Genomic DNA, 12,365 nt, shown 5'->3' on the forward strand with positions numbered 1-12,365 from the left:
AAAAATAACTGATCAAAATGGCGTTTTTAGTATCCAATTATGTTTTATAACCTCAATCAATCCTTCTTTGATTAACGCCCCCGTTGTAAAAAAGAAACTTATGTAAAAAGCTTAATTTTACTTTAAATCTTTTTTCAAGTAATAATGTGTAAAGTCTCTACCTACATTATCTAAGCTCCCGTACACTTGATAACCATTCCTTTTATAAAAATCCAATGCTTGAAAACTCAAAGTATCTACTTTAATGAAGTCACATTCTTTTTCCAAAGCTATTTTCTCGATCTCTGATAATAATTTCGTTCCATACCCTGATTTTCTTATATCCTCATCAATCATAAAGGTGTGAATCTCTAACCAATTCCAACAGATTTCACTAAGGATTCCACCGCGAACAGTTCCGTTATCATCCTTAAGAAACAGACAGATTTCTTCAAATCTATCTCCCAAATCCTTTGGAAAGTGCTTTAAATTAAACCTGTAAAGTTCATCGTGAATATGCTGCTTATCCTTGTTATTTAATTCTTTACTAATATGAAGTGTCATTGTGCATTTCTCCTATTGTATCGTTTTACTTAATAATTCTAGTAATAAGTGTTTAATACCTTTTTTTCACTAATTGCTCCGATACTTTAAGTACATCCATTCATATATTCCAATCTTATAATATACTATTAGGCATTTACTTTGCAGTTCTACCACGATATAAAACCAGAGTCATTCCATTTAATAAGATGGTAACGATGAGAAGAACTACAGAGACAAACGCGACAGCACCTGTAATGTCATCAAGAGCAGCCCAATCCTCAATCTTTACCAAATGTCGGTTGTAAATAATTTGAAAACATAGTGAAATAGCACAGGCGCTAAGGCTTATAACAGAAAAAGCAAACCAATTCTTATGGTCTTGGTTCTTGTATAAACTAAGATTAATAATAGGAAGAATCCATGCAATCAGTCCAAGGATTAGACTTCCAAGATTCAGTAAACTAATCATCTTTATTCCCCCTTTGAATTTTCCGTTCTTTATTATTATTCAGTAGGTATATCAGAGAAACAATTAGTAAAAGGAATGACACGAACCCAACTAATGCAAGATTAAAGAACAGTAATGAAATGCCTAGCCCAAGGAGAACACCCATTAATATCGCAATAAACACGATGTTCTTCATTCTTCGCTTAATGCCCTTCATTATCCTTTTGTCATCTATATCCATATCGATAACAAGTAAATCATCATTAGGCAAATCACTATTAGCGTTTTTGAGAAAATCTGTGCAATTTTTGCAAGAATGAAGATGCTCCTTAATAAATTGATTACTCTCTTCGCTTGTAAGATTTTCTACATACATAGGGATTAAATCCTTTATGATGCCACAATTTTTTCTCATTCTTCTTCACCACCATTCATAATTGAAGCAAGTCTATTTTTGGCCCTATAAAAATTTACCCTTGCCCATTTATCAGACTGGTTAAATATTTCTCCAATTTCTTTAAAACTCAATTCATTGTATAAACGCAGGATCACGATCTCTTGCTGCGGTTGCTTTAGTTCCTTGATAGCCGTTAACAAATCCGTCGATTTTTCTTTTTTTAAATAAATATCCTCTGGTGTTTCCTTATTTGAAATGTCATTTTCATATGTAGAGATATCGGAAGACTGTTCAATATTCTTATTTCTCCTCAAATAACTGTAAAACGTATATTTAGCAATTTGAAATAGCCAAGTAGATACTTTACTTTGTCCTTTGAAACCATAAATGGATTTAAAGGCATTAAAAAATGTTTCTTGCGTCAATTCCTCAGCAACATACTTATCTCCTGATAAGTAAAACAAATATGTATAAATCTGTTTTTCGTATTTAGTATATAACTGGTTAAACTCATCCAATTATTTACCTCCTTTCGTTTATAGGTGTCTAATAAAATTAAAACGTTACAAATTTTTATAAAAAAATTTAAATAAGAGATAGGATTCCCTATCTCCTTCGCTTCATATTCTTTTTACTAACGTGTTTTTAAGAGCAGCAATATATAGCCTTATCAAAAGCATCTTCTGGGATATATACTCTACCATTTTCAATTTTATAAGGGATACTATTTTCTTCTAATCTATTTGTATCAACTGTTTTCTCAGAATCTCCCCATTGTATATATTCTCCATCATAACTCTTCTCGCAAGATGACGTGATCAAAAGAATTGATAAAAAAAGAACGCTCATATATGTTATATTCAAAGAAAAACTCCTTTGTAAGGATAGCTGCTTATCTATTAATTACGTTCTATTTCTCAACTCTTTATGTCCTAATTTTAAGCATACTTGAAATCCTTTTTTCTGTTTTGTTTTGGATTCGTTCCCAATTCTCTAAATGTTTATAGATACATAGGATTGTTAAGGCAAATGTAATTAGTATTGAAAATATAGGGTAATCAAATAAATAAGTTAGAAATACCCAGGTTAGATACATGACAAGGACACCGATCGGAAGGTAATCGCTGATAAGTGAAATAATAACTAGAATGGCTAACCCAATTAATCCTACCTTCCAATCGATTGCGAATGCAACTCCAATCATGGAAGCCGTCCCTTTTCCTCCATTAAATTTCATCGTAACAGGAAAAATGTGGCCTATAATGACAAAAGCTCCAGTTAAAAAAATGAGAAGATAAAATGTACGCTCATCAAGAGAATAGCTGCTTAACAAGTTTTTCATAAGTAAAACCGGTACAATGCCTTTTCCAATGTCAATTAAGGCTACGATGATTCCGTACTTCCACCCTAAAACAATCGTGGTGTTAGAAGCACCCGCATTTTTAACTCCACTTTCCTTAATATTAACCTTCTTAAATTTGCCAACAATGGTTGAACCATGGATGCAACCGAATATATACCCAATGACGATACTTACTAGTCCTAACATACCTCACCTTTTTCTCGTTTTTTTCGGAGACATAGGGACATGAAAACCTGTCCCCGTTTCCCACCTCACCTTACGTATTCTTCATCCTTAAACCTTAAGACATCCCCGAAAATGATATTGTCCGACAGAGTGAGCTCTTGTCTTACCACTTCCAAATAAGGTTCACATCCTTGAGGGTCTACAGGTTGACCATCTTGCTTACGATAACAACTATTATTTTTATAAATGTAATCCTCTGAAATAAAACTACCATCTCGAAAAATAATGGGATGGTCGTTATTTCTTGTGAAAAGATTATAGCCGAACGAATATCGATTATCTATCTTAATCCCAAGGAGATGGAGGAGTGTTGGACGTATATCTATTTCTCCGCCTTGTGCTGAGATGGTTTCACCCTCTTGGCCAGGAACATGGATTATCAGCGGTATTTGTGAATGTTTTACCTGATTGACTAGAGTATCCTCTTCATCTAATAACTCATTCAGACCCTCATGATATTTTTCTGAAAGTCCATAGTGGTCTCCAACTAGCACAAACACTGTGTCCTCGTACATTCCTTCTTCTTTTAACCTTTCAAAAAAGGTTTCAATCGCTTTGTCTAAATAACGAACGGTCGTAACATAACGATTCACAACATCGTCCTCTGTGTCTGCTGGGTCAATGAACATATCTTCCTCATCTAATAAGAAAGGAAAATGATTCGTCAATGTAAGAAATTTCGCATAATACGGCTCAGGTAAGTCCTTTAAATACTCGACTGACTGTGTAAAAAATGGGATATCCTTTAATCCATAGTTAACAGAGTTCTCTTCCGTTACCGAGTAATATTCCTTTGAAAAATACTGATCATATCCTAGCGCTTCGTACATGACATCTCGATTCCAAAACGTATTTACATTGCCGTGAAAGGTTGCAGCATAATAATCGTCATTTTCCTTTAAAATATGAGGTAAGCTATAATAAATGTTTTCTGGTCTTCTTACAAAAACAGAGCCACTTGCTAATGGGTAAAGACTTGAATCGATCATAAATTCGGCATCGGATGTTTTTCCCTGTGCTGTTTGATCATAGATTTGATTAAAATAAAAGCTTTCTTTAATTAAATCATTTAAAAATGGTGTCACTTCTTCTCCATTTACTTTTTGATTGATGACAAAATTCTGGGTAGATTCCAATGTAATTAAGACAATATTCTTACCTTCTGCAATCCCGAATAACTCCGTTCGCTCGGAATCCTTACGTTGTAAATGCTCCTCCAATGCAACGGCATCCGCCTCTGTAACAAGTAATCGTTCAAGTGGGGCTATGAGACCTAAACCAATATCATATACATGATAATTTAATGGCCCCAATGCTTTCACCATTTGCTCCCTGTCGTAGACTTCCGAAAAAAGATGAGTAGATTTTATCAACCCTAAACAAATGGTCAGAACGACAAGCGACGAAGCAGCTGCAACATACTTCCTCTTCGTTTGTTTTTGAACTGTAAAAGCAGACTTTGTTTTTATAAGTAACCATCCTACAATAAATAAATCAAGAAACAAAAATAGGTCCCACGGACTCATCAATTCAATCGTACTGGCACTCAAGCCGCCAACATTATCGAATTGAAAAAGAATCGGTATCGTCACAAAATCATTATAGAAACGATAATAGAGAAGATCTCCATAAAGAACCCCTGTCCCAACAAATAAAAGGACAAACAATACTAATCTATTAACTTTTTCACCAAAATAAAAACTCAAACCCATCACGAATAATAGGGATCCAATTGAACTTGTCAGGATTAAGACAATATCAAAAAATGATTGGATGTTAAGATTAAAGCCGACAAAACAAACGATTACTGTCTTTAACCAGAGAATGCTAGTTACAAAGAAAGTTAGTTTTATACCTGTTGTATTATTTAATCGATTCTTCTTGTGTAACATTTGATCAAGCCCTCTCAATTTTAAGGAATAGTAATAAATATTATATGTAATGGATTAATGCTTTTTTGATAATTTTATAGTGATATTAACATTTTTTCACTTATTATTTTCAATACTCCCATATTAACATAATTTCCCTATTTTTTGTTAAACCGACATATACTGTTTTATAGTGAAAATGCGTTCCCGCTTTCTACAGAAACGCACCCGATTTGAGTACGATGTCTTACCAACTAAGATAGAAAAAAGACGGATACTATTATGTCCGCCTTTTAAATGATTAAGATTTATTCAGTTTTTTTACCGATATACATTATATGTTCAGCTAAACTGAGTAAATCCTCTCTCTCACATACCTTTTCTGCTAAATCTAACCAAGCATTTATTACTTCAGGTTGCTGTTCAAGTAGTTCCGGTTCACGAAGATATAAAAAACTTTCACTGTTCAGTAGATGTAGTTTTTTAAGGTTAAATTGATTAAAAAAAGGAAGTACATTTTTAGGAGATATAAAAAAGTTATCTGAAAACCCTTGTCCAGCAAAATCTCCATCTTCGACTATTTTATTTAGATGTGTTTTCCTTTCATTATCTAAAATAAATTCAGGGTTATTTATTAGATAGTCCCAAACAAACGCATAAGAAGAAACGAATGCCACAAAAATGATTCCGTTTGGCTTTAGCTTTTTTAAACATTCTCTAACAGTTTTTGCCCTATCGTTCTCACTTTGAAGATGATACATTGGACCCATACATAGCACATAGTCATATTCGCCATCCTCAACAGTTGATAAATCACGACTATCAACCTGCATACCTTTAAGAGAGAGTCCAAATTCTTTTGCTTTATTCAATGCAAAGTCTATATTCTGTTGTGAGAGGTCAGCTAATGTCACATCGCAGCCACGTTCAGCAAGATAAAGTGAATATTTACCTGGACCACCGCCGAGGTCCAATACCTTATCATTAGGCTTAATATAACGGTTTATAAAACGCTTACTAATTTCAAACTCTACTTTATGACGTTCGAGTCGATCCCACTCATCATTTACTGTTTCATCATAAAACTTCCTCACATTTTCTAAATTATCCAAACCAAATCCCCCTTTACCTGTCATACCCCAACGTCCAAACACCCCTGACAGATTGTTTTTTATCAATAGATTGCTAAGTTAGAATTGGTAAAAAAATCTCCACTTCTTCCCCGCCACCCTCCATCGGATGATAGGTTTCCACAATGTAAGATTCTAGATTTCTTGTATAGCCTTGTTCAACTGACCACTGTAATAAATGGTTATGTAGGTTACCAATATCATTAATGTTTCCCCTAGCCATGACATAATTCTGGTGGTCTTCGATATACTCCATCCCTGATGGAACTTCTGTTAAAGGCTCATTAACAATTAATCCTACATAATAGTAACCTTCCAAATGGTTTGCATCCCTTTTAGGATCGAAAAGAGCGATTTCAGTACCAGAACAATGTTCAATTTCGCCTATACGATTCATCATTTGTTGAGCAAGTTTGGGGACTTCAGTTCCAAAATCAGCAAAAGCTCCACTGCCTTTGATACCGACAACCCTAAAAAGTTTCTTAACCTTGTTACATTCCATCATGATCCCTCCAATTTTTTAAATATAAAGAACACGTTAGCTTACGTGAATTACTTCATGTAATCATAAATTAGTGAATTTTCACAATTAAACTAACTATTTTAATATTTTCATTTTATAATTAAGTAATAGTGGTAATCAACATTATTTAGAAATTACATATAAGGAGTGCGAATATATGAAAACGAATTTCATCCAAAAGATAAATCAAATCGGGGTGCCTGTAAAAGACGTAAACAGGGCAGTGACATTTTATATGGGGCTTGGTCTACCTCTACTTTTTTCAACAGATTCAATGGCATTTTTTGATTGTAATGGAACAAGAGTTCTTCTAAGTTTGCCTGAGAAAGAAGAGTACTCTCAGGCAAGTTCTGTTATATATTTTCAAGTTGAAAATATAAATGAAACCTATGAAAAATTTTCGGATGATGGAATATCCTTTATTGATGAACCACATATTGTAGCAAAAACGGAAAGAACTGAAACTTGGATGACTTTCTTTAAAGATACGGAAGGGAATACACATGCGTTTATAAGTGAAGTGGAAAAATAAATTTCTATATTTGTAAAAACAAGGGGTGAGTGACATTTTGGAACAAAAAAATATGCCAGAAGTAAGGATTGAACCTTGGGGTGAAGGTGATCTTAATTTGCTTCATCTTCTAAATGCTCCTGAGATGACTGTACACTTTGGAGGTCCAGAGTCAGAGGAGAAAATCCTAGCTCGTCATAAAAGGTACTGTGAGATCTCGGAAAAAGGAACTGGACGTATGTTTAAGATTCTCTTGCTCCCAAATCTTGAAACCGTTGGTAGTGTCGGCTATTGGGATACGATTTGGCAAGGAGAACCTGTTTATGAGATTGGTTGGAGTGTTTTAGCTGCGTATCAAGGCAGAGGGATAGCGACAAATGCAACAGCCAAAGCCATAGCTACTATTAATTCTGAAAAGAAGCATAGTTTCATTCATGATTTCCCTAAAATCACCAACCCCGCTTCAAATGCAATTTGTCACAAGCTCGGTTTCTCGCTTATTGGTAAATGTGATTTTGAATATCCCATTGGTAATTTCATACGATGTAATGACTGGGTATTAGCAGTTGATGAAAAGTGAATACTAGCATATTTGAAAAACTACCTTTATAGTCCAAATGGAATATATTCCTTTTGTGTTATTCCTAAACAATATCTCAATGGGTTAATCCTCTTAGATCTCCCCACTTATTAATTGAATAACTGCTTACATATGTATAATTTATGGCTCTGTTAAGGAATCATGTTGAAATTGACTACTTTATTGAATTATTGGTTATTACAAAAATATAATTTTACTATCAATTATATTTGAAGTGGAGGATTATAGATGATTATTCATTGGATTTCCTTATTAATTGTTATTTGTTTCTTGGCATTCTCATATTACAAACGATATTCGCTTAAGACAAGACTATCCTTTTTAGGTGCACTTTTTATATTATCATTAATTATGATACTTCCGATATTTGGATTTTCAGTTTTCACATTAATTGGGATGTTTTTTCTTGAGAAGATATGGCTTATATTGGCGGCAGTATTATTTATTGAAACAGCGATAAACAAGAATGGTAGAATAGTAAGATTTATTTTGGCCGTTGTATCCTTTGTTATTTTCCTTTTTATCCGAAAATTTATTTAATAGTCCTACAAGAATACTGCTTTGTTACCTTAATAACTTCAACCAAAAAAACGTTAATCCTTTCTGATTTAACTTATAGTTAAAGGAGTTGATTCAATGGAATTTATTATTGGAGTTTTACGTGTAATTGGCGATTTCGCAGCAGCTGTTGCAACTGCTGCTATAAGCAAATTTCATGATAAAAACTGAACAAGAAAAAATCTCACTTATTTGGGCTATCTGTTTAGATTTGGCCTTTTTTTCTCACTAATTTATTAATAGAAGATGGAATTTACCCTGACTTATATTTTTGCTTCGTTAGATGATAGCTACGTCCGATCAGATCAAATATAATTCCCTCTGGAATAGTACCATCAAGAATAATGGAATTCCAATGAGCTTTATTTAGGTGAAAAGCAGGAACTATTGAAGGATAATTCTGGCGATAGAAATCCAACCAATCGGGTTCACACTTCAGGTTAATCCAAATATGGTCCTCTTTATTAAATATCCATGCAAAGACTTTCTTGTTTTCTTTATGTCGCATTAATGTCCAGTTTTTATCATTAAATGGATAATCTTCATATGTTTTTTCCAGTTTCAAACAGTATTCAATCGCTTCTTTTCTCGTTTTCAATTTTTCACATCCCTTCAACATTCATGTTTGCAATCCTTTCTTTAAATCCTCATTAGTCATTTTATTTAATTAATCATTGTGTTTAAACCAACAAAAATAAGCAATCCAATTTATATGCTAATTGGACTGCTCTAAGGTTTGTTATCTTATGCTTTGTACTCTTAAACCGAACCCGTTACATAAAAGATAGTCGTTTAAATGTAATTTATTTTTTCTCGGTAACTGCAAAGTAATTTTCTTCATTATCAGCAAAGTTAAATACTTTACCTGAAGGCATATTTACAATTTCCCCAACGGTTACGTTTTTGTCTTTTAAGTCACTGTATAATTGATCGAGATTCTCCGTGAAAAACATTAAAGAAGGTGTGCCAAGATTTAAACCAGGCGACATTTTTTCAACGAATTCCTTGTTGTGCAGAATGATGCTTGTTTCTGCACCATTTTTCGGAGCAATTTCAATCCATCTCATTTGACCATTATCTTCTTCAGCAACAACCGTAAAACCAAATTTTTCTGTCCAAAAACTCAAAGCCTCATCTTGATTATTGACATACAACATAATTTGACCTACTTGACTAAACATACGCTTTCTACTCCCTTTCCGAATTTTGTTATCTAGCAATTAAATTACCTTATTTTTAAGTATACACATCAAGTGCAAACAATAAAAATAAAAATCATACTATTGGTTGATTAACCTTTGAACTTTATCCAAAATATAGTTTTTATACAACAAGAGTTCATCTTTGTTAAAAATATCTGTTTCTTTATCCTTCTCATAACACTCAACTGCTTTTTTAACCGTAATACCCATTTCTTTTGGCAATGCTGCTAATCCCCAGTTACCTGCCTCTAGCTTTGAAGAGATAACACCTTCATTTAAATACCAAAAAACTCTGATTATATTTAAGGTACAATAAACAGGATCTTCCTCAATATTTACTAAGCAATCCTCAAAATCTCCCATTATCGAAGATATATAATGCGAACTTGGAACCAAAGGAAAAACTTCACCAATTGGTTTTCCTTCAATGCAAATTCCTCGATTAGTAGTTATGGTTATGTGGGCAGCTAAATCAGCATCAGTTTTGACCTTTTCGTTTAAATAGTGATATGTCCCGTTTGCCAGATCATTTTCATAATGTTTTCTCCAAAATTCACTATAATGAAAATCGAATGGAGAAGGATGGCTCCAATTTTTTAATTGATTCTCATTCAAACAACTGATTTCAATTGGAAAAGGTTTACTTGAGTGTGTTAAGCATAATTGTGCTAATCTCCTTTTCGTTCCAAGATCCATTGATTTACTCGTCACAATTAGAATATCAATATCACTTCTGTTCGGGTTAAATCCACCCATTGCTAACGAACCATGAAGATAACAACCGATGAAATCTTTTTTAAAAATTTCTTTAAATTCTATTAAAAGATGAAAAACAAAATCCTTGATTTCAGATGAGCAAGTTTCCCAATTAGCCATTAAGCCTTCCCTCTTTTTCCTCATGGTGTATGGCTAAGTAATCGGTCTTCATTTCCTCTTCCGCAATTTTATTATGCACCTTTTTAACAAAATATGATTTCGCATTTGGTCTGGAGCTAACCGATTTAGATAGTGATTCATTTACAAAGTGAAGGGCCGCACCATCATCAACAGCGTATCCTTCTGTTATTTTTCCTTCCAGGATTAATTGGTGATAGGAAGGTCTTCTTTTATTCTCGCCATCATAATGAGGGCAATTACTCCCCTTTAACAAGCCTAAACATTCCAGTTTATATAATGGTGCATTTAACGGATCCGTTAATCCCTCTTCGAACCAACATATCGATCCAGCACTTAGACCCGCAAGGATAATCCCTTTTTTATACGCTTTTTTCAGGACGGCATCTAATCCCCATTCTTTCCATAAAAGAAGCATATTTCTGGTGTTTCCACCACCTACATAAATAACATCCTGCTCCAAAATATATGTTTCTAAATCCTTAAAATTGGGTTCAAATAAGGATAAGTGAGTTGGATGACAGGAAAGTGTTGTAAACGCCTTATAAAATCGCTCGATATAGTTCGTTTGGTCCCCACTGGCAGTTGGAACAAAACACACTTTTGGCGAATCTTTGTTAGCTTGAGACAAAATGTATTGATCCAATAAAAGATTATCGGGTTCCATCGAAAAGCCCCCGCCACCCATCGCAATGATCTGTCTCATCTCTTCATTCCTTTTCTTGTAAAATACGTAATCTTTTTAGTGCGGAGTGAACGGTCAATCTATGGAATGCAATTAATTTATTTTTGTAGATTACTCCATAGATTCCATAAGGGGTTGGTGACAGTTTCAGCAATTCATCTCTGGTTTCGATGTCAATTATCTCAGCTTTAATCCCCAATTTGTCAGCTGCCTCGATTACATTATCAGTTGCAATCTCCACAAATGGGCACTGTTGAGTCCGGAGAATGGTTAATTCGTGAAACCTTTGTAATCGTTCATCCCAATCATTCGGAAAATAGGGTTCTGGTGAATTCCCCAACTTATGAATTAGTAATTCGAACCCATATGGGGCTTGATCAACCTTAATGAACTTATTTTTTATAAAAATGTCCTTACTAGGTGTCCATGAGGTGCCTGGGTTTGTAACCACAATGACACCAGATTTGTTCTGTTCCCTCGCATACTCAATACATTTTTGAATTAACTTTGTAGCAAAGCCCTTTCCGGTTACCTGCACCCAGAGGCAGTGGATGACTAGATAATTCTCACCATAGACTACCCTTGAAGAATGCTCAATCGGTGTATATTCAATGAAACCCGCTGGCTTGTCGTTTTCCATTATTTTTATATACTTCAAACCTTCGTTGAGCCTTCCCTTTAACCAGTTGTTTTTGTTCTTGTAACCTGTTGAATTTGGCTTACTTCGTAGGCAATAACAACCTGCTTTATCTATGTTCTCTTCATTTATTTCGATCATTGTTGAGAAGATATTTTCCACCTACTGATCCTCAATCACTAGCATATTTGATTCATCGAATTCCCATGATTCGCCGTAGGCCACTTCCCAATAGTAACCGTCAAGGTCCGTGAAATAACCTCCATAGCCACCCCAATCCGTCTTTTTCGGTGCTTTTTGTATTTTTGCTCCCGCTTGCTCTGCCTTTTTTATAATTTCATCCACTTCGTCCATGGATTTTGCATTATACGCGAGGGTAATCCCAGGAAAACCTGTTCCAATCTTAGGGGGATTTTCCTCATTAATATCTATTGCCAATTCCTCGAGCGGATAAAGTGCAATTCTAGTACCCTCATTTCTGAAAAAAATAATGGCGGGATTCGATTCGGAACCTCTAATGGAAGTATCAAATCCTAGCCTTTTGAAAAACTCGTGGGCCTTAACAATGTCCTTTGTGCCAAGTGTAATGATGTTTAATCTGTTCATGCCTTTTTTTCCTCCCTAAAAAGTCTTTGTATACTCAATTCTCCAAATTTATCCAATAACCTTTTTTATTTTTCTAATTTTTTAGGACATTCACCCACTCGGATCAATTTGAATATCCTAGTAAACATAACTGTTTTATTCAAAAGGAGTGTCAAAAATTGAATCGTTTTTACACACATTCCATTCAAC

At 34.2% G+C, this 12,365-nt stretch carries 18 protein-coding genes; 3 read left to right on the forward strand and 15 right to left on the reverse strand.

What is annotated here, in order from left to right; translation table 11 throughout:
- Positions 1 to 117: 117 nt before the first annotated feature.
- The 9 genes from V7097_RS17525 to V7097_RS17565 form a co-directional block, all read right to left on the reverse strand.
- On the reverse strand, positions 118 to 543 hold the full coding sequence (locus V7097_RS17525) for a GNAT family N-acetyltransferase (RefSeq protein ID WP_335704927.1): 426 nt from the start codon (positions 541 to 543) through the stop codon (positions 118 to 120).
- A 136-nt stretch (positions 544 to 679) separates the two neighbouring features.
- Complete coding sequence (locus V7097_RS17530) at positions 680 to 994, reverse strand: hypothetical protein (RefSeq protein WP_335704928.1); 315 nt, start codon at positions 992 to 994, stop codon at positions 680 to 682.
- Complete coding sequence (locus V7097_RS17535) at positions 987 to 1,388, reverse strand: zf-HC2 domain-containing protein (protein WP_335704929.1); 402 nt, start codon at positions 1,386 to 1,388, stop codon at positions 987 to 989. Before V7097_RS17535 ends, V7097_RS17530 begins: the two co-directional genes overlap by 8 nt.
- The gene (locus tag V7097_RS17540) at positions 1,385 to 1,888 is read right to left on the reverse strand and encodes an RNA polymerase sigma factor (RefSeq protein WP_335704930.1); all 504 of its coding nucleotides are present in this window, start codon (positions 1,886 to 1,888) and stop codon (positions 1,385 to 1,387) included. Before V7097_RS17540 ends, V7097_RS17535 begins: the two co-directional genes overlap by 4 nt.
- A gap of 127 nt (positions 1,889 to 2,015) precedes the next feature.
- Complete coding sequence (locus tag V7097_RS17545; RefSeq protein WP_335705020.1) at positions 2,016 to 2,219, reverse strand: hypothetical protein; 204 nt, start codon at positions 2,217 to 2,219, stop codon at positions 2,016 to 2,018.
- Positions 2,220 to 2,295: 76 nt separating this feature from the next.
- Positions 2,296 to 2,919 (reverse strand): glycerol-3-phosphate acyltransferase, encoded by a 624-nt coding sequence (locus V7097_RS17550; protein WP_335704931.1) that lies wholly within the window; start codon positions 2,917 to 2,919, stop codon positions 2,296 to 2,298.
- A 65-nt stretch (positions 2,920 to 2,984) separates the two neighbouring features.
- Positions 2,985 to 4,850, reverse strand: coding sequence for an LTA synthase family protein (locus tag V7097_RS17555; protein WP_335704932.1), 1,866 nt, complete (start codon positions 4,848 to 4,850; stop codon positions 2,985 to 2,987).
- Positions 4,851 to 5,137: 287 nt separating this feature from the next.
- Positions 5,138 to 5,941, reverse strand: coding sequence for a methyltransferase domain-containing protein (locus V7097_RS17560; protein ID WP_335704933.1), 804 nt, complete (start codon positions 5,939 to 5,941; stop codon positions 5,138 to 5,140).
- Between the two features lie 73 nt (positions 5,942 to 6,014).
- The gene (locus V7097_RS17565) at positions 6,015 to 6,461 is read right to left on the reverse strand and encodes a GyrI-like domain-containing protein (RefSeq protein ID WP_335704934.1); all 447 of its coding nucleotides are present in this window, start codon (positions 6,459 to 6,461) and stop codon (positions 6,015 to 6,017) included.
- Positions 6,462 to 6,639: 178 nt separating this feature from the next.
- Between V7097_RS17565 and V7097_RS17570 the strand changes: the two genes are divergently transcribed.
- The 3 genes from V7097_RS17570 (at position 6,640) to V7097_RS17580 (ending at position 8,134) form a co-directional block, all read left to right on the forward strand.
- The gene (locus V7097_RS17570) at positions 6,640 to 7,014 is read left to right on the forward strand and encodes a VOC family protein (RefSeq protein WP_335704935.1); all 375 of its coding nucleotides are present in this window, start codon (positions 6,640 to 6,642) and stop codon (positions 7,012 to 7,014) included.
- A 52-nt stretch (positions 7,015 to 7,066) separates the two neighbouring features.
- Positions 7,067 to 7,573, forward strand: coding sequence for a GNAT family N-acetyltransferase (locus V7097_RS17575; RefSeq protein ID WP_438824248.1), 507 nt, complete (start codon positions 7,067 to 7,069; stop codon positions 7,571 to 7,573).
- Positions 7,574 to 7,822: 249 nt separating this feature from the next.
- Positions 7,823 to 8,134: a hypothetical protein gene (locus tag V7097_RS17580; protein ID WP_335704936.1), complete on the forward strand. Its 312-nt coding sequence runs from the start codon at positions 7,823 to 7,825 to the stop codon at positions 8,132 to 8,134.
- Between the two features lie 271 nt (positions 8,135 to 8,405).
- Here V7097_RS17580 and V7097_RS17585 read toward each other — a convergent pair whose 3' ends face one another.
- The 6 genes from V7097_RS17585 to V7097_RS17610 form a co-directional block, all read right to left on the reverse strand.
- On the reverse strand, positions 8,406 to 8,750 hold the full coding sequence (locus V7097_RS17585; protein ID WP_335704937.1) for an MmcQ/YjbR family DNA-binding protein: 345 nt from the start codon (positions 8,748 to 8,750) through the stop codon (positions 8,406 to 8,408).
- 205 nt (positions 8,751 to 8,955) lie between these two features.
- Positions 8,956 to 9,333, reverse strand: a complete 378-nt coding sequence (locus V7097_RS17590) for a VOC family protein (protein ID WP_335704938.1) — start codon at positions 9,331 to 9,333, stop codon at positions 8,956 to 8,958.
- 99 nt (positions 9,334 to 9,432) lie between these two features.
- Complete coding sequence (locus tag V7097_RS17595) at positions 9,433 to 10,230, reverse strand: aminoglycoside adenylyltransferase domain-containing protein (protein WP_335704939.1); 798 nt, start codon at positions 10,228 to 10,230, stop codon at positions 9,433 to 9,435.
- Positions 10,223 to 10,954 carry a peptidase E gene (locus V7097_RS17600; protein ID WP_335704940.1) on the reverse strand — a complete coding sequence of 244 codons (732 nt, stop codon included), beginning with the start codon at positions 10,952 to 10,954 and terminating at the stop codon, positions 10,223 to 10,225. Before V7097_RS17600 ends, V7097_RS17595 begins: the two co-directional genes overlap by 8 nt.
- A gap of 4 nt (positions 10,955 to 10,958) precedes the next feature.
- On the reverse strand, positions 10,959 to 11,711 hold the full coding sequence (locus V7097_RS17605; protein ID WP_335705022.1) for a GNAT family N-acetyltransferase: 753 nt from the start codon (positions 11,709 to 11,711) through the stop codon (positions 10,959 to 10,961).
- A gap of 21 nt (positions 11,712 to 11,732) precedes the next feature.
- Positions 11,733 to 12,176, reverse strand: a complete 444-nt coding sequence (locus tag V7097_RS17610) for a VOC family protein (protein WP_335704941.1) — start codon at positions 12,174 to 12,176, stop codon at positions 11,733 to 11,735.
- Positions 12,177 to 12,365 lie beyond the last annotated feature (189 nt).

Origin of the sequence: Bacillus sp. JJ1562 (assembly GCF_036962705.1) — a bacterium.
Lineage (GTDB): Bacteria > Bacillota > Bacilli > Bacillales > Bacillaceae_L > Ferdinandcohnia.

Bases quoted from the DNA above. Each gene is read 5' to 3' on its own strand.
- V7097_RS17600 (WP_335704940.1), bottom strand. From the start codon at position 10,954: ATGAGACAGATCATTGCGATGGGTGGCGGGGGCTTTTCGATGGAACCC.
- V7097_RS17595 (WP_335704939.1), bottom strand. From the start codon at position 10,230: ATGGCTAATTGGGAAACTTGCTCATCTGAAATCAAGGATTTTGTTTTT.
- V7097_RS17525 (WP_335704927.1), bottom strand. From the start codon at position 543: ATGACACTTCATATTAGTAAAGAATTAAATAACAAGGATAAGCAGCAT.
- V7097_RS17550 (WP_335704931.1), bottom strand. From the start codon at position 2,919: ATGTTAGGACTAGTAAGTATCGTCATTGGGTATATATTCGGTTGCATC.
- V7097_RS17575 (WP_438824248.1), top strand. From the start codon at position 7,067: ATGCCAGAAGTAAGGATTGAACCTTGGGGTGAAGGTGATCTTAATTTG.
- V7097_RS17530 (WP_335704928.1), bottom strand. From the start codon at position 994: ATGATTAGTTTACTGAATCTTGGAAGTCTAATCCTTGGACTGATTGCA.
- V7097_RS17590 (WP_335704938.1), bottom strand. From the start codon at position 9,333: ATGTTTAGTCAAGTAGGTCAAATTATGTTGTATGTCAATAATCAAGAT.
- V7097_RS17570 (WP_335704935.1), top strand. From the start codon at position 6,640: ATGAAAACGAATTTCATCCAAAAGATAAATCAAATCGGGGTGCCTGTA.
- V7097_RS17555 (WP_335704932.1), bottom strand. From the start codon at position 4,850: ATGTTACACAAGAAGAATCGATTAAATAATACAACAGGTATAAAACTA.
- V7097_RS17610 (WP_335704941.1), bottom strand. From the start codon at position 12,176: ATGAACAGATTAAACATCATTACACTTGGCACAAAGGACATTGTTAAG.
- V7097_RS17545 (WP_335705020.1), bottom strand. From the start codon at position 2,219: ATGAGCGTTCTTTTTTTATCAATTCTTTTGATCACGTCATCTTGCGAG.
- V7097_RS17580 (WP_335704936.1), top strand. From the start codon at position 7,823: ATGATTATTCATTGGATTTCCTTATTAATTGTTATTTGTTTCTTGGCA.
- V7097_RS17565 (WP_335704934.1), bottom strand. From the start codon at position 6,461: ATGGAATGTAACAAGGTTAAGAAACTTTTTAGGGTTGTCGGTATCAAA.
- V7097_RS17535 (WP_335704929.1), bottom strand. From the start codon at position 1,388: ATGAGAAAAAATTGTGGCATCATAAAGGATTTAATCCCTATGTATGTA.
- V7097_RS17605 (WP_335705022.1), bottom strand. From the start codon at position 11,711: ATGATCGAAATAAATGAAGAGAACATAGATAAAGCAGGTTGTTATTGC.